Here is a 21,796-nt window from a genome sequence, read left to right on the forward strand (position 1 = left end):
GGTGTTCTTGCGAACCGCACTTCGGGGAGGCAGTTGGGGGGTACTGCCTCATCCTTGTTCGGTCAGGACTTACTGCTACAATGCACGTTCTCGTCACCGGCGCGGCGGGATTTATCGGGTCTCATCTGGCGGAGCGACTGTCTGCTCGGGGGCACACCGTGGTGGGGCTCGACGGTCTTACGTCCTACTATGATCCTGCCCTCAAACAAGCCCGGCTGGCCCAGTTGGGGGAACAGGGCATTACGACACGGCAGCTTGACCTTGCGGTTGATCCGATACGGCCCGTCCTGCGCGAGATCGACGTTGTGTATCACCTCGCAGCTCAGCCCGGCCTTTCCTCTCAAACGTCCCGGCGGACCTTCGTGCGAAACAACGTGCGGGCCACGGAACGACTCCTCACCGCGCTGGCCGACCATTCGACCCTCAGTACCCTCTTTTACATCTCCTCATCGTCGGTGTACGGGGCAGACGCAACGGGGCGTGAGCATACGTCCCTTGCTCCCATCTCAGCCTACGGTCGGACCAAACTCCGAGCCGAACAGGCCGTACGTGCGGCCGCTAGGCGGGCATCGTGGGAGGCCTGCATCCTCCGTCTCTTCTCCGTGTATGGGCCGCGCGAGCGCCCGGACAAGCTCATCCACAAGGCACTCCGATGTGCCCGGACGGGGGACGCCTTTCCCCTCTACGAAGGAAGTGCGGAGCACCGACGCAGCTTTACGTACGTTGAGGACGTCGTCGACGGAATGGAAGCGGCTCTTCGTCGGCTCGACCGCTGTCAAGGCGAAATCATCAACCTTGGCGCGCCCACCACTGCCTCCACGCAACACGTTCTCAATGTTGTAGCGGACACCGTCGGGGCGCCCCTCTGCATCAAACGGGTGCCTCCCCGCGACGGGGATCAGCGCCGCACCTGCGCCCAGATCCAGAAGGCCCGTCGCCTACTGGACTTTTCCCTCACCACGACTCTGCGCGAGGGCATTGCCGCCGAGGCCGCCTGGATGGACGAGGCACGGGTCCATTAGGCGCGGGCCGCCGTGGAGCGGTCCCTCTCCCTCTCGCCCGACGCCAGGCGAGAGGCAAGAGTTTTGGCCCGTGCGTAGAGGTTGTGGACGTGGGTGTAGGTGAAGTTAGCACTCCGCCCCAGTCGGTGCAGGTTTTCGAAACGGTCGAGGTAGTTGCCGAGACGTTCGGCCGTCTTTTCCGCGCCCACCTCCAGGATGGGATAGGCGAAGGGCACGGTGTGGTGATCGAATGCCACGATATCGTCGCCGTCGGTGAGGCCCTGCGCCGCGAGCAGGGCGCGGGCTTCCTCCCGGAGCGTGTCGGCGGACCGGCTCCACGCGGCGTCGTCGCGGTGGCAGGGCAGTTCCAGCACCACCACCGTCTGGTCGTCCGGAGCCATGTCGGGACTCCGGTTTGTGGGCTCGTACAGGCGGGTGAACGGCACGTGGCGGGAGGGAAAGTAGAGCGACGCGTTCGGCGTGAGGCGGGGGCGATCCAGACCCAGTACCGCCAGCCGGAGGTGTCGAAAGCGAATCGATGATGCGAGGTCTTGAATCTCGGCGGGCGGGGCAGGATCGAGCAGGCGCAGGACGAGGGTGAGAGGCAGGGTACTCACGACGGTCTCGACGTCAATCGTCTCCGTCTCGTTCACCGTCACGGCCTCCACGCGGGTCCCGTCGTGGGCGATGCTCGTAATGCGCGTCCCGGTGCGGATATGGTCGCGGCCCAGCGCGTTGGCGGTAGCCTCGGCGATTTGCCCGTAGCCGTGCTTTGGGTAGTAGAAGGAGCCGTCCAGGTGGCGGGCCTTCCCCTTCGAGCTCCCGAAGGCCTCCAGGAAAAAGGTCGTCAGGTCGAGCCCTTCCAGCCGGTCCCCGGCCACGCGAGGGGAGAGCCGTTCGGCGTCGGCGCCCCACAGCTTCTCGGTGTAGTTGAGCAGGAAGAGGTCCGCGAGGGTGGGGCCGTAGCTCTGGTGTGCCATCTCGCGGAAGTGGTCGGCGTCGGTCGAGACGCGCGGAATGGACAGCTGCTCCCACGAGATGCGGGCGAGAAGCGACGGCGGCAGCTTCCGGAGGAGGTCGACGGGCGCAAGCGGAAAGTCGATGCGGCGTCCCCGCCAGCAGATTTGGCTCGGCGCGTCGATCCGCCGCAGGTCGTCGCCCAGCAGGGCCTTCACGTCGGCGGTGATCTCGTCATTTTTGTCGTGAAACCGGTGGGCGCCGGTGTCGTAGCGGAAGGGGCCGAGCCGGAGGGTGCGTGCGTTTCCGCCCACAGCGTCGGCGGCCTCCAGCAGGCGCACGGGCATGCCCTGTCGGTCTGCGTAGAGCCCGGTGGCCAGCCCGGCCGGACCGGCCCCCAGCACTGTGATCGGCATGTCGGAGGGGTTAGTGCTCATAAACGGACACTGTGACTTTGGGCCACATGCGATTGACGTGTGGGTTGTGGTAGAATCGTTTTGTTCGCGTCGGGGTGCGGTCGGGGAGCGCGGCGTAGGTGCCCACGACGATCGTCCGTCCCTGCTCAGCCCGGCGCGCGCGGCGGACGTCACTGCTGTCCTCCACCGACAGGAAGCGCGCCTCCACCTGCTGGCGGCGCAGGTACGTATGGACGAGCGGCTTAGACACCACCCGCGTGGGGCCGGGCCGTTCGGTCTGCTGTTCGACAAACGTCTTCGCCTGCGCGATCGCCGACGGGGTGCGGTGCTGATTTACCAGCACGAGCGTCACGGCAGCGTAGGCACCTGCGATTCCCAGGGCGACTGCCTGGCCCCACCACCGCTGGAGTCGCCAGAGTGCCGCTGCTCCGGCTGCCGGCAGCGTCAGCAGAAGGGGCAACAGCGGGAGCACGTGCCGGCTCTTGTGCACCACGTTCTGGCCCACAAAGATCCAGACGCCGTAGAGCCCCGTGCAGAGCACAACGAGCCAAAAATGCCGCTCCCGCCAGCCCCCGTTCCGCCCGAGCCGCGGTGCCCCGAGGCCGCCGAGCCCGAGCACACCTGCGCCCACGAGGAGGGTGAGCGGATGGCGGCCCGGCCACCAGGCCCCAAGGCCGTCGGCCCAGAGGCCCTGCACCAGTCCCGCGACGCGGCGGCTCAGGTCCGACTCCGTCTGCACCGTGCCGCCGAACTCGGTGAAGTGTCCGGTCGTCTGTCCCCACGCCACGTCGACCAGGGGCCAAAAGCCGGTGTCGACGATCATCGGGACGAGCCACACCGCCACGCCGGCCGCGCCCACTCCCATCAGACGGACGGGATGCCGAGACCGCCCCAGCACCCACAAGGCCGGTACGATCACCAGCGGAAGGTACGAGAGCCGCAGCCCCGCCAGGAGGGCCGTCAGTCCGATGCCCGCGAGAGCCGCCCGTTCCTGGACTTTGTTTCCGTCCAGTGCTCGCACCAGCAGGGCCAGGGCCGCCAGCGCATTGGTTGTGCCCAACAGGTCGGGCATGTAGCGATTTCCCATCAGCCACAGCAGCGGACTGAAGAACACGGTTCCGCTGATGGCGATTCCCTCCACGGACCGCAGCGGCACATCGCGCAGCCGGAGCAGGCCCCAGATGATGCCCACGGTGGCCAGCCCGCCAACGATCGAGAAGCTCGCGCTGAACGAGCCGGTGGAGAGGTAGAACAGTTCGGCCGCCGCCCAGAACACGGGATATCCCGGAAAGTGCGGCTGCAGCGCCGCAATGTCGTACGCGTCCGCCACGCTGAGAGCGAAGCGCAGGCTGTCGGGGTCTTCGATGTACGTTATGGTCGTGGCGAGGCGGCTGCCGACGCAGGCCAGCACCAGCGCTCCCCACGCTACGCCGGGCATCCGCCCGTACCGCCGGAGCGCCCGACGCCACGCGGCCGGAACCTGGGAGGTAGCGGCGGTAGACGCGTTCATGTTCGAGTTGATGTCTGCGTGGGAGACAACAACGCCCCTCTCCCACTGAAGTGGAAGAGGGGCAGTTGATCAAGCATCACCGGTAGAGACCGGAGTTGATCCTCAGAACCTGGTGGTTACCAGTTTTGCACGTTGGTGTCTTTAAAGTCGTAGGCGTCCTGAAGGATGCCCGTTGCGGCCTCGAGCTCGTTCGCGTATTCCTCCGCCGTCATCTCGCCGTACGGCGGGGCGTTCCCGATGTCCTCCAGGATATCGTTCAGTTGCGTTTCGCTCAACGCACTGTTGTAGAACTGAAGTCCCCAGGCAAATGCCTTTGCCTCGCCCCAGGCACCCTCGTCAATGTCTCCTTGACTCAGTGTCCCGCTGACCTCGTCGCTGTTCAGAGTGCTCTCCATAGAGTTGATGTAGTGAATCACGTTGACCGCAACGACTTTCTCCCAGGCGTTGAGGGCCGTCTGGGCGTGGTCGGACGGGGAGTCTCCGTTCTCGATGTCTTTCCGTCCCTGTACGAGTGCTTCGAAGGCCTTACCGGCAAAGTCGTTGGGCTCGCCGGTTTGCTGAGCTGCGGCGGAGCGCTCAATGGCGTAGGCGGCCCAGGTGTGAACGTACTCGCTCGTCAGGTCGACGGAGCCGTTTTCGTCCAGGTCCCGCGCGATGATCGGGTCGTCCCCACCGTCGGTGGCTAGGCCCTCAACCCCTCCACTGTAGTCAAGGAAGGGCTCAAGGGCACGCGGGAAGCCGAAGTAGCCGAATGCTTTGTCCCACTGCTCAGCTTGGTCTCCGGAGACGTTCCCATTGGCGAAATCGTTGAGGATCGCTGCGCCCCGGCCGTAGATGGGCGTGCCCAGCAGCATCTTCTCGGCAAACTGACTCAGGACAATGCCGTTGTCCGTTCGAACGATGTTTTCCGATCCGGCTCGTTCGAGATAAAACTCGAGCATCTGATTCGTGGATATTTGCGACTCAGGGTCGGGGGAGTCGCCATTTTCCAGATATTGACTTCGCACGAGCGGGGTGTCGTCCGTCAGCGAAGAGAGGTTGACCGTTCCCTCGAAGTCCCCGTAGACACTCTGTTCGGGGGAGCCTTTGATAGAGGGGACCGTCGTGTCGTTCATGTCCCCTGTGTACAGGGCTTTGAGGTTGCTTGCGGAGTTGTTCGACACTGCGTCGTCCGACCCGGTCCGAATGCCGAGGTCGAAGGCCAGCAGGTTCGCGACGGTCTGGGAGCCGTAATCATTGGACGGATACTCGAACGTGCTCGTCTCGTCGCCATTGTCGCCCCCGTTCGAGCCGGTGCTGTCGCAGCCCGTCAGGACCAGCCCGACGGCGAGAAGGGGAATGAGGAGAAGGCGTGTGTAGCGCAGGAAAGAATGATGCATAGATGCGTATGCGTTAGTGAAAAAGTGCTCCGTGTGAGGGGTGCTTTCTGTGTGAGGAAGGGGTTCCGTCCTTCGGATTTCGGAGGGCGGGGCCCTTTTCTGTGTGATTCTAAAAGTCGTACTGAATCGAGAGATTGACCTGGCGGCGGGCACCGGGAATGATGCCGGTGCTCAGGTTGGCGCTCGGCTGGCGGGGATTGGAGTGTAGCCGCGAACCGATGTAGACGTTGTCCGTCACGTTCTTGGCGGTGAGTTGGACGCTGAGGGCGTCGGAGTACGCGTAGGTGGCCCCGGCGTCGAGTACCGCGTGGGCGGGCACCGGTCCCCGCTCGCCCCGGTTGTTGGTCATCTCCAGGTTTTCGAGGTCGGTGTAGAAGCGGCCCGTGTAACTGAGGTCCGTGGACAGGGTGAGCCCAATCTCCGAGAAGGTCTTTGACAGGCCTACCGTGGCGGTGTGGTTGGGCGCAGCGGGCAGTTCGTTGCCACTGATATCCTCCGGCGCACCGTCGATGGCGCTCGAAACGGTGCCCTGCACGACTGCCGACTGGAGGTAAGTGTACGACACGTCCAGCGCAGGCAACGGCCCGGCGAAGGCCCCACCCTTCACTCGGGTTCGCGCCTCCAGGCCGTAGCTCTCCACAATGCCCAGGTTTTTCTGGAAGCGGGTGCGTCCCCCGACGAGGTTTTCCACGTACAGGTAGAACCCAGTGACTTCGAACTGGCCGGCGGCCGAGCGGCCCCGCACGCCCAGCTCCGAGTTCCAGCTCTTCTCGGCCTTCAGGTCAAATCCGCCCCCATCCGCGCCGGTGGCGCTAGGCGGGTCGAAGCCCACGATCGCGAACGTTGCACTGGAGGGCGGGGTGTAGCCGCGGTGAACGCCGCCGAAGAGACGGAGATTGCTCTCGCCGAGGCTCGGGCCCAGGTCGGCCGCGCCCACATTCCAGTTGAAGCCGAGTCTGGGAAGGGGCACCACACTCGTCTGGTCGCGGTACTGGCTGCCGTTGAGGCGGTTGATGCGCGACTGCTCGAAGACCTCCAGCCGGACGCCGGGCGAGAGGCGGAGCGCCCCCCACTGCACGTCCTCCAACGCGTGAAGCGACAGGGCGCGCGTCTCGTAGACCGAACTGCCGCCAATAATCGTCACGGGCCCGGGATCGGACACGTCGCCCTGGTAGAAGACGCCCTCCCGCACGCCCACCTCGTCGCTAATCTTGCGATTGTCTTTGAAGCGTTCCCAGTGCAGGCGACCGCCGATCTCCAGGTCGGCCTCCTGGCCGAAGAGGGCGTGCCGGATGCCAAGCGAATGCTCGGCACCTGTCACGTAGAAGGTCCGAACGTTGCCGAAGTAGGGCTTGTCGTCCAACGTGAGATTGTCCACTACGTCGCTGATGCCGACGCGCATGAGGGGCCCCGGTGTATTCGGCGGGACCGGTTGGGCATCCACGTCTGCGTTTTGGTAATCGTCGGCCCGCACGAACACGTCCTTTTCTCGCCACCACGGACGGTGGAAGACATTGGCGTAAAATCGCGTGGTCCCCTGCACAGCATCGCTGTAGCGGCGGTTGTAGACCGTTCCGAGCGACGCCCGGTAGATTTGATAGAGGTCGTCGTCCTTGGGGTTGAAGTCCGGATCGGTGCGGAAGGTGTAGGGCGTAAGGCCCGTGTACGTGGCGTTGAGGCGCTCGTAGTCGGCGTTGAGCTTCACGTACAGCGACCGGCTGTCCCCGAGGTTGGCTCGCAGCTTGGCGGTGCCGTTGAACTGACGGAAGTCGTTGTTTTGGCGGAAGCCGTTTCCCCGTTTGAAGAGGAGCTGCACCTGTGGACGCACGTCGTCGGTCCCGAAGCCGCCGACCTCGCCGAACGCACTGACGTAGCCGTTCGTGCCGGGCGTCAGCTCGAGCGTGCCGCCGGGGGAGCGGCGCTGGGGGCGGCTGGTAACGTAGTTGATGACGCCGGCCATCGTCTGCGGCCCGTGCCGGATCGTGGAGCTGCCCTTAATGACCTCAATCTCCTCGATACGCTCAATGGGCGGGTTGTAGTAGAGCGGCGAGAAGACGTAGGGCGCTGGCTGGATCGGCATCCCGTCCTCCATCACCAGCACACGCTGGGTGCGGCGCGGCTGCAGGCCGCGGATGCCCACCGACATGCGGGTCTGCGTCATCCCGTCGTCGGCCAGGCCGTACACGCCGGGCACGTGCTTGAGCGCTGCCTGCGAGCCGATAGGGTCCATCTGCTCCAGGGCGGCGGCGTCGACCTTCGAAGCCGCTCCCGGGATGGCTGCGCGGGCACCCTGCGAGGTCCCGGTGATCTGCAGGCCCGCGAGCTCCACCGTCGCGCTTTCCAACTCCACCGTGATGCGCGTCGTCCGGCTCGGCCGCACCCGAACGGAGCGAGTGTGCGTGACGTAGCCGACGTATCGAACTTGCAGGGCCACCGTGTCGGCGGGCAGGTCGTCGAGAACAAAGCGGCCGTCGCTGTTGGTTGCGGTGCCAAGGGACGTGGCACTGTTCACGAGGCTGACCGTGGCGTTTGGGAGGGGGCGCCCACTCGCCGCGGTGACGACCTGACCGGCAATTTGGCCATCGCGGTCCGCCTGTGCCGTCGCCAACGGCACCCAATTTAGACTAAGTACAAAGACTAGAGCAAGTCCCGAAAGAAGCGTTCGCATAGGGAAAACAGTCGTGCAGTCGCGCGTGGAAGCAGGAAACCGTACCTCGAAACTACCGTGCTGTCAGAAGCGCTCCGGATTCTTCTGAGCGGGGGATGCTTTCGTTGAGTCGGCTTCCGTGGCTGCATCCGGCTGAGCGAGTTTTTCGATGACGCTGTAGCTGCCTCCCCCATCAGACTCTCCATCCGACGGGCCCAACACGGGATCGTCGGAGCACGCAGAGATCAACACCGAGACGGCAATCGCCATAGTCGCAACGACGGCGAAGGCCCATCTCTGATCGAGTAACGAGCGAACGATATACACGGGAGGCCGGGGGTTTTTACTTATTTAGACTGATTGTATATAACGAGCGCCTATCTCTTGCTCAAGTGCTCACGGCTCAGTTGTTTGAATAAACTCGTAATGCATGTACGGTCCCGACCCTGCGAGGGCCTCTTTCCTCTCCGCTCTGCTCATGTACTTTCTGCCCCATGTTTGACTTCACCTCCCCTTCTCCGGATCCTGCCAGCGCCTGGCGCAACGTCGACGACCCGGTTATGGGCGGCGTTTCGGAAAGCACGTTCGCGGCCACGGACGACGGCGCAGCGTTCACGGGCACCGTCTCCTTAAAACAGGGCGGCGGCTTTGCCTCGGTACGCGCGCCCGAAGCGGACTACGACCTGCATGCACACGACGGGCTGCGTCTCCACCTGCGGGGCGACGGCAAGCAATACTGGTTCACGGCGTATACCACCTCGGGCGGATCGGTCAGCTACCGCGTCCCGATCCAGGTTCCGCGCGAGTGGACAATCGTCCGTATCCCCTTCGCTGAGCTCACGCCGTACCGGCGCGGCACGAAGCGCCCGGACGCGCCCCCGTTCGATCCGTCGGAGGTCCGCACGATTGGGTTTCTGATTGCCGACGAACAGGAGGGACCGTTCCAGCTCGAGGTGGCGTGGATTCGCGGCTGGACGGACCCTTCCGACTAGCGATGGAGAGAGTGCCGTCGCAGACATCCGTCCTTTTTCTTGGGCAGGTCCCTCGTTCCAGGCAGGGGCCCGCCTCCGATCCGATGTTCAAAACGGGAAAACGAAGAGGGTTTTCGCAGAAAAGAGATCGGAAGATCGGATCGAAGGTGCGCTCCTTCTGCTAGGACAGGACGGTTCCCATGTTCCCTGTGGTATCCGTACTTCTTTCTTATGCCCGACCTCTTTGACAATCCGTCCGATGAGAAAAAGTACGTCGCCATTGCCGGCAACATCGGTGCCGGGAAAACTGCTCTAACGGACGTTATGGGGCAGTACTTTGGGTGGGAGACCGTCTATGAAAAGGTGGACGAGAATCCGTATCTCACCGATTTCTACAACGACATGCGGCGGTGGGCCTTCAATCTGCAGGTCTTCTTTTTGTCCCGCCGCTTCAAGCAGTTGCAGAAGATTGAAGAGATGGAGGACTCGGTGGTGCAGGACCGCTCCATCTACGAGGACGCACAAATCTTTGCCCGGAACCTCTATGAGATGGGCCTGATGAGCGGGCGCGACTACGAGAACTACGTCAATCTCTTTGGCATCATGACCTCGTACCTTACGCCCCCGACCCTACTGGTGTATTTGCGTGCGTCCGTTCCCACCCTCGTGAACCACATTCAACAGCGCGGCCGCGACTACGAGTCCACCATCCGCATCGATTATCTCGAGCGTCTGCAGGGACACTACGAGGAATGGATCGACGAGTACGACCGCGGGCCAAAACTCATCGTCGACATTGACGAGCGGGATTTCGTGAATAACGATGAGGACCGGCGCGCCGTGCTGAATCAGATTGAAAGCCGGCTGTTTGGTCTCTTTGCCGACGAATAGGTTCAGGTCGGGCCACGCCATTTTGGATACGCCTCTGCCTCTCCGAAAGACGAAGGGACTGGGGGAGACGGCGCTTGCCGTCCGCAATACTAAAATACACCGTTGTCGGGCCGCGCCGCTGAACCGGCAGTGGCATCGTATGGGCTCGACTCGTCAGACGTGCTACGCCCACTCATGACCGCATCTGTTCGGAACGTATTGCTAGACGGTGGGGTGGGGGCAATCCTTCTCGTTCTGTTTGCTGTGCCTGGAGGGGCCGTCCACGCCCAGGTCGATTCCACCACTGTTGTTTCAGACACGACAGTCTCAGACACGACAGTCTCGGACACGACGGCTGCTCCGGCTGACACGACAGTTGCTTCCGTTGACACGGTTGACACGACGGTCGCGCCCGACGATACGACGGCTGTTTCCCCCGACACGACCGATTCCGAGGCGGCAGAATTGCCCGACGACCCGCGTACGTTTACGACGCCCGTCTATGGGCGCCCCGCCATCGATTCCCTCCCCACTCTGACCCCGCACGTGGGATTGGAGCACGCGCTTGCTCAGCAGACGGGCAGCTTTCTCTATGACCTGGCCGCCGTAGGCTGGCCGCATGGCTGGAGCCCGAACGGATTGGGGCCGCACCGGTCGCGTCTCTGGATCGACGGGCGTCCCTACAACAGTCCCCTTACGGGGCGTGCCCGATTTGATCTCGTCCCGACGTCGTTTCTGCAGCGGCCTGGCATTGGGGAGGATCCTGGGGGCGGGACCGCTGGGGTTCAGCTCTCCTGGCGCTCCTTTCCTTCGATCCGGCCCATTACGGAGCTCCGCTTTCGGCGCGACAGCAACGGCCAGAAAGCAATTGAGGTGGTGCACTCGCAGAAACATCAGCTCTCGTTCTTTGGAGAGCCGGGACTTTTTCAGACCACGTTTGGGTATGGAGGGCGTACCGCGGATGGGGTTTATAGCGGGAGTGACCTGCGTCGCGAACGGCGAATCTGGGGGCGCCTTCGCTATCAGCGTGACAACTGGGCCTTTGAGCTGAGCGACTTTTCGTCCCGCCATCGGATTGGGGCGCACGGCGGCGTGGTCCCCCCCGAGGGGTCCTCATTCGAGACCATTTACATCGTTCCGCGCTGCGAGGCCTGCAGTCACACCCCGGGGGCGAGCCGGCGCACCTTTCGAAACGACTTGACGGCCCGCGTTCGAGGACCGGTGTTTCCCGGACTCTCGACCCCTGCTGAGCTCTCGGCAACGTGGACCTCCAATACGTTTGATTTTCAGGAGAGCGGATCGGATTCGGACACAACCTGGACGGTCGCGATGGATGGGGCACATGGGAGCATGCGGCAGTCGCTGCGCCTTGGGCCGCATGATCTGACGCTGGGGGTTCGGGGAAGTCTCTGGGGGGTGGGAAAGAGCAATGTCCGACAGGTGGACGGGGAGCGGTGGGCGGTGCACGCCATTGCGCGTGACTCGGTGCGTTTGGGGGCCACGCAGTTCGTGTTGGATGCCGGTTGGCATTCTACCATCGATCAGCAGTATCCGTCCGCTTCGGCCCAGCTGTACCAGTCGGTCGGTCCGGTTCAGGTGACGGCCTCAGCCGCGGCCACGGGACAGCGCCTGTCGTGGATCGAGACGGCGGGCTTTGAGGGACTGGTGACGCCTCTCGACGAGAGTCCAACCAGCGTGTTTGGGCGTGTGCTTCGAGGAAACGTCGGACTTGAGGTTCAGCCCGGTCCCTTCGACCTACGGGTAGAAGGCTTTGCACATCAGATCCGCAAGGCCGTTGATCTGTATGCTTTACCGTCGTTTGGGCAGCGGGTGGCGTCTGCGGACACGGTGGAGGCTCGGCAGACGGAAACGCCGGTGCGGCGAGTGGGGGCGACCGCGTCCGTAGGCTGGCGGCGCGATGCAACGTGGGGGTTTTACGCAACGGCACAGGCCACAGCCCTTTCCACCCTCAACGCTGCGGCGTCGCGTCTCCATACGCGTCTTGCCCGCACCCTGCCGCGATTCTACGGACGAGGGCGCATCGGCGCCCGCTTTGTGTTTTTCGAGGATCTGGTGACCGACCTTTACGTGCAGGCGCGGGGATGGACGGCCATGAACAGCCGGTGGTTTCATCCGCCTACGGGGCGCTTCGCCGTGCCGCCCGCCGAAAATCCAGTGCCCGTACGCCCAGGCTATCGGCTTGGCCCCAACGGCACGGTAGATGCACACGCCGAAATCAAGCTTCGGGGGGCCACGCTGTTTTTTACCTTTGAGAATATCCAGCTTTCTCTTGCCCAGCCCGGCTCGTTCCAGCGTCAGTTTACGGCCCAGCCCGGAGCGTTCATTGTGCCGGTGTATCCCCTCCCCGGCCGTCTCTTCCGTTTCGGGGTGCACTGGCCCATTTTCGACTAGCCGCTGGCGGGGGCCGAAGGCACTACGCGAATGGCGGCGGGTCCTGGAGCGTGTCGTCGGCGTTTGAGAATCACCATCCCCTCCATTTGGGTACACAACGTGCCGAACGGCCGTTAAGCTCACCGCCCCTCGTGATTGCTGTCTCGAAATGTCATCCAGCACCTCCGACGTCCTCCGTCTGCTCCGAGACGCGCTTGCGGAAAGCGTGCACTACTATCTACGGGGCCTCTACCGGGAGCTTACGGCGAAGAATGTCTTTCTGTGGGCCCAGGCAATTGCCTTCAAGGTGCTCGTCACCATCGTTCCAATCGTCATTCTGGGGACGGGGCTTGTAGGGCGTATTCTTCAAGGGAAGGATGCCTTCACGGCTGTCGAGCGGTTCATTCGAGGGCTGCTTCCCCCCAGTCAGAGCAACGAGCTTATCACTTTTTTGGAGCAGGTGGAAGGGGCGAGTGGCACCATCGTCGGCCTGGGCGGCATTGGGCTCTTTCTGTCCGCCGTGTCTCTTTTTATCACCCTCCGAATTGCGGTCAGCAATGCTTTCGAGCAAAACTGGCACGAGGAGCGCACCCTCCTCCGTGGGTACGTCTTCGACGTACGGATGGTGATGCAGGTTGGCCTCCTGTTCGTGCTCACCGTCGGGCTCTCGACCGTACTCCCGTCGTTTTTCAACAACGTGGTTCTCAACGATTTGGGCCGAGAGGTTCGCTGGCTTCGGTGGTTTTGGAATCAGATTCTCTTTGCCTTCGGGGTTCTCCTGCCCTTTTTGATAACCACCGCTATGTTCTTCCAGCTCTACTACCTCGTGCCGCAGCCGCACCCCCGCAAGCGAAGTGCACTCTCTGGGGCCTTCATCGCGGGCCTGCTGTGGGAGATTACCAAACAGGCGTTTACCTATTACGCCACCTACGTGGGGCAATTCGACCAGTACGCGACGGGCGATGGGGGGCTCAGTGCGCTGGGAAACGCATTCGGGCTTATCGTTGCGTTCGTCTTCTGGGTCTACTTCTCAAGCATCGTGCTCATGCTGGGGGCCATCATCGCGTCGCTTCACGAACACAGACACGTGACGGCGGGGCACCTTCCAGGAGATGAACCGCCGCCAGAGGCGCTTCCCATTACAGAAGATCCGCCCGCTGCTCCTTCGCCCGCCCACGACCCAGACGGCCGGGCCGAGGAGGATCCGACGTCGGAGCAGACTGAAGACCCTGCAAAGCCCGATCCGTCTCCCTCTCCCTCCTGATTTCGTTTACGAACGCTCGCTGCGCATGTGAGGGATCCGCTAGCGTGGAAGACTTGTCCCGAGACGTGCTCCGTGACGATTTCTTTTCTGATCCTTCCGCCCGAAGAACCTGTGTGAATGTACGTCCGTCTCCTCATCCGATGCCGATATTACGAGGGCAAAAACAAATCGGAGCGTATGCGTCTGCATCCCCGGCGGGCAGGGGCGGGTCCGCAGTCGCTGCGTCCCGCCGGACGCACAGCGTAGGAAATGGAAACTGCTTCTAAGGGGATAATCATCCTCGGCATCCGGTATAATTCGTGCTCGCTTGGGAGGAGCGACCTGAACGGAAGCACGACGTGGTCGTATCCCCTGCGCTCTTTTTGCTTTGTTCGTCTCGGTCGTTCGTTCGTGACTGCGCTTTGTTCTTTTTTCCGGTTTTTGTTTGGGCGCTGGTGGATCGTCCTCATCGTCGCAATGTGCGGCGTTGCTTGGGCGCCGCCGTCCGCGGTCGCCCAGGCGCCCCTGTACCTGGTCGACGACCAGACGTCGGTCCGAGAAGTGTCGTTCCGGTTCGTTGGGGGAAAAACCTTCGACACGGATCGGCTGCGAGAGCAAATTGCCACGGCAGCCCCTGGGTTCTTTGCGCGCCTGCAGAACCAGTTCTCGTTTCTGCCGGGCCTGCAGCGGCAGGCGTTCCTGTTCGACCCCGTCACGCTCCAAAAAGACGTGGTGCGCCTGCGCCGCTTCTATCAGCAGAACGGCTTCCCGCGCCCCCAGATCGACTATCCGGTGTCCCAGCTCGACACGGCCTCCAACGAGATCCACGTCATTTTTACTGTGCAGGAGGGCACGCCGCTCACCATCCGCAACGTGTCGTTCCTCGGGCCGGAGGGGACGCAACCCGTCACGAATTTCTTCGGGAAGGATCTGGAGCGAGGATGGGCCGAGTTTCGAACCCGATCGACCGTTCAACCGGGCGAACGCTACACAGACTTCAAGCGCACCCAGATTTCGAACGAGGTGCAGACCTGGCTTCGTAATCGGGGCTATGCCTTTGCCACCGTAGAGGCCCGGGCCGAGATCGACACGGCGGCGACAGCGGTCGAGCTCCGCTTCCTGATGGATCCCGGGCCGTTGACGACAATCTCCCACATTCGGGTGGAGGGCAATACGTCGGTGAGCGACCGTATTGTGCGTCGGGAACTTCCCTTCAAAGAGGGGGATCGGTTTTCGGCCCAGCAGGTGTCCGACGGGCAGCGCCAGCTTTTTGACCTCAACCTGTTCCGCGTGGCCCTGGCAGACGTGCCCGAGCAGCCCCGTGATAGCACTGTGACGGTGCGCTATCGGGTGCGTGAAGCGAAGCTGCGGGCGTATTCCGGGCAGATTGGGTATGGGACCCGGCCGGGCATTACCATGGAGGGAAGCTGGCGCCATCGCAATTTCCACGGCAATGCCCGCACCCTGGTGGTGAACCTGACGGCCGACACGGGGTTTCCGGAAGATCCGGCCCGTATTTTTCCATTCCTTTCGACCTCGACGACGAAGACCCCTGACCGGCTGTTTCGGGCCTCGGCGACGCTACGCCAGCCGTACCTTTTTGCCGAGCAGTTGTCCGGCTCCATTGAACCGTTTATCCAGGAGCGTCGGAGCGTATCGTTGGACCAGAATCCGAACCGGGCCTTTTCGCTGCTAGAGCGTCTGGGGTTGAATGAGCGTCAGTTTGGGCTCAATACGACGCTTATCTACACATTCTTGCCCTTCCGGTCGCTTTCGCTGCAGCACACGCTGGCCCGAACAGAGCAATTTGGGGGAATTGTGGATTCGGATTCCGCCCGCGCACAAACGGATCTCTTTGACAAAAGCATCTTCACGCTCAACGGCACGTTTGGCAAGGCCGACGACTTCATCAATCCCGATCGGGGCTTCATCATTCGACCTTCGGCAGCCGTGGGCGGCGGGACCTTCAGCTCAGGGGTCAACTTCTGGCGGGGGAGTATGGAGGCCAGTGGGTATCTCCCACTTTCCGCCTCCGTTCAGCTTGCGGGACGCCTGTTTGGGGGCGGCCTTTTTCCCTTTGGCAAAAGTCGCGACAATCTCGCCATCGGGCCCGGAGCACGAGACTCGCTACTCAACGAAAATCAGACGTACCAGGATCGCTTTTCGGATCACCTGTTCTACGCGGGGGGCGGAAGTGACGTCCGCGGCTGGCGATCCCAGCTGGCCGGAGGGAAGGCACTACGCAATATTGGCACGGAGGAGACGCCCGACTACGCGTATCGCCCCATCGGGGCCCAGTCGAAGGTGGGAGTGAACCTCGAGGCCCGGCTTCCCTTCCCCGGCCTTGGCGACCGATGGCGCACGGCGCTTTTTATGGACGCGGCGTACTTGGAAACGGGCGATCTGAACTTGGTGCCGTCGCCTGAAGTTTCTGACGTCGTTGCGGGGCCGAGTGGGACTGCCATTCGGACCAAGCCCTCCCGACTGCTCGTGGGGGCGGGGGCAGGCTTGCGCTACCAGACGCCGTTCGGGTTCGTTCGGCTCGATCTGGCGTACAAGCTTACCCCGGACCAACTTGACCTCCGCCGTCCCAACGACATCCGATCTCAAATTGAAAAGGGCTCTCCCACTCCCGTTCGTGACGCCGATCCGCGCACGCTTCGTCGCTTTCGATTCCACTTTGGGATTGGCCGTTCGTTCTAATGCCAACTAGGCAGGATCATTATGCACCGTACGGGTTGCTCACCTGACGGAAGTGCCGTTTTCTTGGAAGGAGCTTACTGCTGAAGCACTGCACATACGATAGCACAACCCCTTCACGTGTCGACTGCGGGTCGACGAGATCGGGAATGATCTCTGGCAGCTGATACTCGTTCCGACGTCCCACTGACTGCTGTTTTTCTCTGTGCCTGACGAATCTTTCTCACGTTCCGACGAGGCGGCCCCAACCGAGGAGCAGCCGTCTACCCTCCACCGGTGGGGACGTCGGATCCTGTGGGTTGTTGGCACGACGATGGGGGCGGGACTTCTCCTCGTCGGGCTCCTCCTTCTGGGGGTACAGACGGAGACTGGCGCGACGGCGGCCGCGCAGTGGCTGGCGGCGTCTGCCAATCCCGTTTCCGGCACCGAGATCCGCATCGAGCGCGCCTCTGGAAGCTGGGTTCGCTCGCTCCGCCTCACGGGGGTGACGCTCACCCGCACGGATTCGAGTGCGGAATCCTCCGTGCGGATGGCCCGCATCGACACGCTCACTGCCTCGTATCGACTGCTTCCGCTTCTGCAGGGCCGCCTGCACATGACTCACGTTTCCATCGCCGGGCCGGAGGTGACGATGCGGCAAGCCGCCGACTCGACCTGGGACTGGTTGCGCGTGTTGCCGGAGACGCCCGACGAACCCGACACGAGTGCGGCGATGCCCGTGCGAATCGACCGCATCCGCGTTGTAGACGGGGGCTTTGCGGCGTCCTTCTACGCCGGCGGGCGCGACTCAACGGCCCATATCCGCGACCTTCACCTGCGCGTGCAGGAGTTCGAGTCGGCATCGGCGGTCACGGGACGGCTCGACACGCTCGGCCTCCGGGCGCAACTGCCCACCGACACGACAGACCTTCGTCTTGCCGCTCGGGGTCGGCTCTCCGCCACGTCCGCCACGCTCGACACCCTCCGACTCGACTCGCCCCGCAGCCGGGTTCGGGGCCACGGTCGGGTGCGGCTGCCCGAAGGGCCGACCGACCCGGTGGACGACGTGGCCCTTCGAGTGCAGGCGACCCCCTTTGCTCTGCGCGACCTGACGCCGTTTGTACCGACCCTTGATATTGATCCGTCGGAGACCGTCCGCTTCGATGTTCAGGTGACGGGCTCCGGACGGCGGCTTTCGGCCACGGCCAACGGACAGTTTCGCGGCGGCGGGACCCTTGCGGTTCAGGCCGACGCGACCCCGACCACGACGGCAACGGCGGAGGGGCCGCCCCTTCACTACCACCTCGACGCAGAGGTCCGCGACCTTACGACCAGTCTCCTCGGTTCGCCCGACACGACGCAGAACCGCCTCAGTGCCACGGCCACCGTCGACCTCACGGGCCGTTCGCTCACGGCGCTCGACGGCACCGCCGACCTCCGCCTGACGGATACGCGCTGGGCTCCGCTCCGCATTCCGGACATGACGCTGGGGGCGACGATGCGAGATGGAGCCGCAGCGGTGGAGCTACGAGGAAGAATGAACGAGGCGGAGGTGAACGTGACGGGGCAGACCCGCCCACTGGCCGACGCTCCCGACGCGACCTTTACCGCTCGGGTGCAGGCGCTCGATATCGCGGCCTTCGCGCCGGCAGCGGGGATCCGAAGCACCCTTGCGGCGACCACACGTATTGAGGCTCGCGCACTCGGCCAGGCAGCCCAAGAGATCGATGTATCGCTGACGCTGGACTCGTCGCGGGTGGGGGTGCAACGAATCGAGGGGGGGCAGGCCACACTGGCACTAGGGCCGGCGCGGGCCACGTTCGACGGCGCTCTTGCTCTTCCGGAGGGGCACGTGCAGGCGGCCGGATTCGCCGCACTGGATGGAAGTGAACAATTTGCGTTAGAAACAGCGCGGCTGGATTCGTTCAACGTGGCGGCTCTCGTCGGCGACACTACGAACAGTCGCGTAACGGGGACGGCACGAGTAGAGGGCCGCGGCTTTGTGCCCGAGACGATGCGTCTCGATGCGTCGGTCACGCTGGAAGATTCGCACTACGGTCCCTATCGGCTGTCCACCTTGGCCACGACCGCTGCCCTCACGGAGGGACGTCTTACGACGACTACGGAGGCCACGCTGAATGGCAGCGAGTGGACCCTGGAGGGGCGCGGGCGGCCCTTTGCTCCTGCACCGTCGTTTGAGCTTCGGCAGGGCCGCTTCCGCAATCTGGACATTGGCCCATTTCTGCAAAGCCCGAGTCAGTCGAGCCGTTTGCACGGTACGCTTCGGGGCACGGTGCAGGGCTTCGATCCGGAACGCATGACAGTTGAGGCCGGGCTCACGCTTGACTCCTCTCGCGTCAATCGGCAGCGCATTGACGCCGCCGTGTGGCGCCTGCAGTTGCAAGAGGCGCAGCTCCAGACCGCGCTTTCTCTCGACACGCCCGACGGGGAGACGCAGATTTCGGCGACGGCTCGTCCTTTTGCCGAGACGCCCACGTTCGAAGTGACCGAGGGGCGCTTCCGCAATCTCAACATTGGCACGCTTGCCGGCCTGCCGGGCCTCACGACTGCCCTTTCGGGGTCGCTTGCGCTGACGGGACGCGGGGCCACCGCGACGACGCTCGCCCTCGATGCCGGCTTGTCTGTTGCCGAGTCTCGCATTAACGACGCGGTTCTCTCCGATGGGCGCCTGTCGGTGACGACGGAGCAGGGGCGCGCCGAAGCCAACGGGCGATTTGCAATCGCCGGGGGCACGGTAGAGATGAGTGGAACGGTGGATCGCCTGGAGTCGACGCCGACCTACACGACACAGACCACGGTCGATTCGCTCGACGTTGGGGCGCTTGCCGGATTTGATTCCCTCGCGGCCAGCGTTCGGTCGCTCCGGTGGGAATTGGACGGACGCGGGACCGATCCGGGCACCCTTACGACGTCTACCCGGCTCTCCGCTGCTGGAATACACGTTGACCGGTTCGCGATCGACGCGGTGGATTTGAATGGAGCATTTCGGCATGGCCAGCTCGTGCTCGATACACTCGTGGCCCAATCCAATGCATTCACGAGCCAGGGACAAGGCACTCTGGCAGTCACCGACACGAGTGCGCGATCGGACTTTACGCTGCGGACGGAGGTCACGGATCCCTCGCCGCTTCGCCGGCTCGTGGGGGCCCAGACCCTCCGTCTGCAAACCGGCATTCTCGAAACGCGCATCTACGGCCCGACCCTCGCGGAGCAGCGCTTTGATGGGGCGGTGAACCTCCAAGGGCTGCTTTACAACGACGTGCGGATGGCCGAGGCCGAAATCAACTTCAACGGGAGGCGGGGGGAGGCCCAACTCGTCCAGCGTCTCGAACTGGACGGGACGCTCGGGTATCTGTCGATGCCCAGCCTTTCAGCCGAGCGCACTGAGGTCAACGCGGTGTACGATGGCACGACCATGAGTTTGTCGTCGAACGTACGCCTCGATCCCACCCACACCGCCACGCTTACGGGCACCGTCACGCCCACCGCCGACCAAGTCGAGGTGACCCTGACCAAGCTTGGCCTTCGCTTTGAGAACGATCAGTGGTCGCTTCTGCAGGACGCAACCCTAACGGTCGCGGGGGAATCCGCAACGCAGTACCGGGTGAATGGGCTTCTGCTTCATAGCGGGACCCAGCAGGTTGCGGTGGATGGCCTGGTGGACCTCGACGGCACGCAGAACCTTCTCGCGACCCTTGAGGGCGTGAAGCTGGGGCCGATCTCATCGCTCGTGGGGCTATCGGGGCTGGACGGGACGCTGTCGGGCTCGTTGGACCTCACCGGCCCGGCCGCTGCGCCTCAGATCGACAGTCGTCTGGCCCTCGATCTTCGTTCCGAAGAGCGAGCCGTCGGCACGCTCCGCTTGAATGCCGACTACGAAGACCTTGCGCTTTCTCTCGATGCGGCACTGGCCCACACCGATGGCAGCACGCTTACGGCGGAGGGCACCGTGCCCACCGATCTGCGCCTGCAGGCCTCCAATGCGGTGACCGTAGCAGACCGGCCCGTGCGCCTGCGGTTTTCCACAAGCCGCTTCCCTGTGAATTGGATCGATCCGTTCCTGGACCCGGCCACGGTACGGGAGGTGAGCGGCACCCTCGCCGCCGACGTGGAGGTGCGGGGCACCCTTAGTGATCCCGACCTTGCCGGTACGGCCTCTCTCAGTAACGGCACTGCCAGGCTGCCCGCTCTCGAAACGCGCTATCGAGACGCCGCGGCGACGCTTCAATTCGCCGAGGACCGAGTCCGCCTCGAACAGGCGGTCGTCCACTCGTCCAATGACGGACGTATGCAAGCAGAGGGCGTTATCAACTTTCCCCAGCTTACCGTCGGTGAATATGATCTCACCCTCAACGCCTCCAACTTTATCGCCATCGACACCCGGGCATATCGTCAGGCCGTGATCGACGGCACCCTCTCCCTGAGGGGGACCACCCAAGAGCCGGTGCTCAATGGAAAGGTGCAGGTGCGCAGTGCCGACATTTACTACAACGAGGCCCTGTCCGAAAGTGAGGCGATGGCCACGACGGTTCCCCTGACGAAAGAGGATCAACTTACCCTCGAAAACCGCTTCGGCCTTCGCCTCTCGGCGGCCGACACCACGACATTTGATGCGTACGAAGCCATGGAGATGGATCTTACAGTCCAGATCCAGCGCAACACGTGGATCCGATCGAAGAGCGCGCCGGAGATGAACATCCAGTTTATGGGGGATCTCGACGTCTCGAAGGCGCCCAATGCCGATCCGCAGGTGTTCGGCTCGATTGAGGTCCTTTCGGAGCGGAGCACGCTGCGCCAGTTTGGACAGGAATTCCAGATTCAGGAGGGCAGTCTCACCTTCAACGGCGATCCGTTTACACCCTACCTGACCCTTGAGGCGACCTATGAGCAACGGGCCCGGGGCGCACAGGGGAACGAGGTGACCATCACACTGCGATTGGACGGTCGCCCCGAGACGCTGTCGCCCACCCTCTCGTCTACCCCGCCGATGGATACGCGCAACATTCTGTCGTATCTTGCCACGGGCCGCCCGGCGGACGAGCTGCTAAGTGGGAGTGGAGAGGGCAATCTGGCCACACAACTGGCGTTGGGGCAGGCCACCAATTTTGTTGAGAACCTTGCCGCGAGTGAGCTGGGGCTCGACGTGGTGCGTGTGCAAATCCGGCCCTCAGGGGCGTCGTATCTCACGGTGGGACGGTACTTTACGCCTCGCTTCTTCGTGAGTGTTGAGCAGCCGGTGACCGAGCCTACCGTCATGGGAGCGGGGACCACCCCCTACCTGCCAGACCTGACCCTTGAGTACCAGCTCCTTGATACGCTCATGCTTCGGGCCCTGAACAACCAGGAGTCGTTTCAGGTCAATTTGTTGTTCGAGTACGCCTACTAAGTGGTGCTATTGGAAAGGCGGGTGGCGTCTTCCAACGGAGCAGGGGGACACGTGTGTGGACCTACGTCCGGGCTTATTCAATAGCACCAGTCGTACGAATCCACTGTGCTCCTAATTGCCTCTCTGTTGAGCACGAGGGTCCGATTTTTAATGTATTCGTGAGCTTTTGGAGTCCCCGGTGCAGGGAGCACCCGGATCGGTACACCTGGTGATTATTACCACGCCAGAAACGTTATTTCCGGGCCAAGAGACCGGTCGCAAGCTCATGTGTCGCAACCACACATCGTACCGTCGCAATTCGACCACGATTCGACTGGGATTCCTG

Annotated in this window: 12 protein-coding genes; 7 read left to right on the plus strand and 5 right to left on the minus strand. The window is 63.2% G+C overall.

Annotated features, from left to right (window positions below; genetic code table 11):
* The first annotated feature begins 80 nt into the window (after nt 1–80).
* Nucleotides 81–1,022, plus strand: coding sequence for an NAD-dependent epimerase/dehydratase family protein (locus BSZ35_RS12545; protein WP_105012766.1), 942 nt, complete (start codon nt 81–83; stop codon nt 1,020–1,022).
* On the opposite strand, the gene BSZ35_RS12550 is transcribed toward BSZ35_RS12545, so the two are convergent.
* The 5 genes from BSZ35_RS12550 to BSZ35_RS12570 all read right to left on the minus strand — a co-directional run bounded on the left by BSZ35_RS12550 (nt 1,019) and on the right by BSZ35_RS12570 (nt 8,180).
* Complete coding sequence (locus BSZ35_RS12550) at nt 1,019–2,395, minus strand: FAD-dependent oxidoreductase (protein WP_105012767.1); 1,377 nt, start codon at nt 2,393–2,395, stop codon at nt 1,019–1,021. The two genes, BSZ35_RS12545 and BSZ35_RS12550, sit on opposite strands and share 4 nt — an antisense overlap.
* On the minus strand, nt 2,385–3,884 hold the full coding sequence (locus BSZ35_RS12555) for a hypothetical protein (RefSeq protein WP_258096219.1): 1,500 nt from the start codon (nt 3,882–3,884) through the stop codon (nt 2,385–2,387). Before BSZ35_RS12555 ends, BSZ35_RS12550 begins: the two co-directional genes overlap by 11 nt.
* A gap of 116 nt (nt 3,885–4,000) precedes the next feature.
* The gene (locus BSZ35_RS12560; protein ID WP_105012768.1) at nt 4,001–5,263 is read right to left on the minus strand and encodes a hypothetical protein; all 1,263 of its coding nucleotides are present in this window, start codon (nt 5,261–5,263) and stop codon (nt 4,001–4,003) included.
* 109 nt (nt 5,264–5,372) lie between these two features.
* Nucleotides 5,373–7,931: a TonB-dependent receptor gene (locus BSZ35_RS12565; RefSeq protein ID WP_105012769.1), complete on the minus strand. Its 2,559-nt coding sequence runs from the start codon at nt 7,929–7,931 to the stop codon at nt 5,373–5,375.
* Nucleotides 7,932–7,994: 63 nt separating this feature from the next.
* Nucleotides 7,995–8,180 (minus strand): hypothetical protein, encoded by a 186-nt coding sequence (locus BSZ35_RS12570; protein WP_105012770.1) that lies wholly within the window; start codon nt 8,178–8,180, stop codon nt 7,995–7,997.
* Nucleotides 8,181–8,404: 224 nt separating this feature from the next.
* On the opposite strand from BSZ35_RS12570, the gene BSZ35_RS12575 reads away from it, so the two are divergent.
* From BSZ35_RS12575 to BSZ35_RS12600, 6 genes are all read left to right on the plus strand, one after another.
* Nucleotides 8,405–8,902: a CIA30 family protein gene (locus BSZ35_RS12575; protein ID WP_105012771.1), complete on the plus strand. Its 498-nt coding sequence runs from the start codon at nt 8,405–8,407 to the stop codon at nt 8,900–8,902.
* 210 nt (nt 8,903–9,112) lie between these two features.
* Nucleotides 9,113–9,772 (plus strand): deoxynucleoside kinase, encoded by a 660-nt coding sequence (locus BSZ35_RS12580; RefSeq protein ID WP_105012772.1) that lies wholly within the window; start codon nt 9,113–9,115, stop codon nt 9,770–9,772.
* A gap of 174 nt (nt 9,773–9,946) precedes the next feature.
* Nucleotides 9,947–12,163 (plus strand): putative porin, encoded by a 2,217-nt coding sequence (locus BSZ35_RS12585; protein WP_105012773.1) that lies wholly within the window; start codon nt 9,947–9,949, stop codon nt 12,161–12,163.
* Nucleotides 12,164–12,311: 148 nt separating this feature from the next.
* Complete coding sequence (locus BSZ35_RS12590) at nt 12,312–13,406, plus strand: YihY/virulence factor BrkB family protein (RefSeq protein ID WP_105012774.1); 1,095 nt, start codon at nt 12,312–12,314, stop codon at nt 13,404–13,406.
* A 249-nt stretch (nt 13,407–13,655) separates the two neighbouring features.
* Nucleotides 13,656–16,088: a BamA/TamA family outer membrane protein gene (locus tag BSZ35_RS12595; RefSeq protein WP_258096223.1), complete on the plus strand. Its 2,433-nt coding sequence runs from the start codon at nt 13,656–13,658 to the stop codon at nt 16,086–16,088.
* Between the two features lie 202 nt (nt 16,089–16,290).
* Nucleotides 16,291–21,471, plus strand: a complete 5,181-nt coding sequence (locus BSZ35_RS12600) for a translocation/assembly module TamB (protein WP_258096226.1) — start codon at nt 16,291–16,293, stop codon at nt 21,469–21,471.
* The last annotated feature ends 325 nt before the right edge of the window (nt 21,472–21,796 follow it).

The organism is Salinibacter sp. 10B (assembly GCF_002954405.1).
In the GTDB taxonomy this organism is placed as follows: Bacteria; Bacteroidota; Rhodothermia; order Rhodothermales; family Salinibacteraceae; genus Salinibacter.

Coding starts and splice junctions, on each gene's coding strand:
- BSZ35_RS12575 (WP_105012771.1), top strand. CDS start 8,405: ATGTTTGACTTCACCTCCCCTTCTCCGGATCCTGCCAGCGCCTGGCGC.
- BSZ35_RS12545 (WP_105012766.1), top strand. CDS start 81: ATGCACGTTCTCGTCACCGGCGCGGCGGGATTTATCGGGTCTCATCTG.
- BSZ35_RS12590 (WP_105012774.1), top strand. CDS start 12,312: ATGTCATCCAGCACCTCCGACGTCCTCCGTCTGCTCCGAGACGCGCTT.
- BSZ35_RS12580 (WP_105012772.1), top strand. CDS start 9,113: ATGCCCGACCTCTTTGACAATCCGTCCGATGAGAAAAAGTACGTCGCC.
- BSZ35_RS12555 (WP_258096219.1), bottom strand. CDS start 3,884: ATGAACGCGTCTACCGCCGCTACCTCCCAGGTTCCGGCCGCGTGGCGT.
- BSZ35_RS12565 (WP_105012769.1), bottom strand. CDS start 7,931: ATGCGAACGCTTCTTTCGGGACTTGCTCTAGTCTTTGTACTTAGTCTA.
- BSZ35_RS12560 (WP_105012768.1), bottom strand. CDS start 5,263: ATGCATCATTCTTTCCTGCGCTACACACGCCTTCTCCTCATTCCCCTT.
- BSZ35_RS12595 (WP_258096223.1), top strand. CDS start 13,656: ATGGAAACTGCTTCTAAGGGGATAATCATCCTCGGCATCCGGTATAAT.
- BSZ35_RS12570 (WP_105012770.1), bottom strand. CDS start 8,180: ATGGCGATTGCCGTCTCGGTGTTGATCTCTGCGTGCTCCGACGATCCC.
- BSZ35_RS12585 (WP_105012773.1), top strand. CDS start 9,947: ATGACCGCATCTGTTCGGAACGTATTGCTAGACGGTGGGGTGGGGGCA.
- BSZ35_RS12550 (WP_105012767.1), bottom strand. CDS start 2,395: ATGAGCACTAACCCCTCCGACATGCCGATCACAGTGCTGGGGGCCGGT.